Origin of the sequence: Dietzia sp. DQ11-44 (assembly GCF_014145205.1) — a bacterium.
Lineage (GTDB): Bacteria > Actinomycetota > Actinomycetes > Mycobacteriales > Mycobacteriaceae > Dietzia > Dietzia natronolimnaea.
Genome location: NZ_JAALEC010000358.1, coordinates 1 through 301, shown reverse-complemented (window position 1 = coordinate 301; position 301 = coordinate 1). Strand labels below are relative to the sequence as shown.

At 74.1% G+C, this 301-nt stretch carries 1 protein-coding gene; it reads right to left on the bottom strand.

All coding sequences use genetic code 11. The features are described from left to right. Nucleotides 1-301: NDP-sugar synthase (locus G6018_RS09570; RefSeq protein WP_182639483.1), on the bottom strand; the 301-nt coding region annotated here is incomplete at both ends.

Here is a 301-nt window from a genome sequence, read left to right as displayed (position 1 = left end):
CGCCGCGACCGACCACGGTCCCCCCGATGAGGACCGCCCCGGCGCCGACCCCCGCGCCGTCGTGGACGAGCGCCTCGCCGTGGTGGCTCTCGAGTGCGGGCGACGGCGCGATGCCGCGCACCAGGTCGGAGGACCCGCGGACGAAGTCCTCGGGCGTGCCCATGTCCCGCCAGTACGCCGAGTCGACGAAGCCGCAGACCCGCCTGCCCTCGGCGAGCAGCTGCGGGAAGGTCTCGCGCTCCACCGAGACGGGGACGCCCTCGGGGATCTGAGCGATCAGTTCACGCCGGAAGACGTAGCA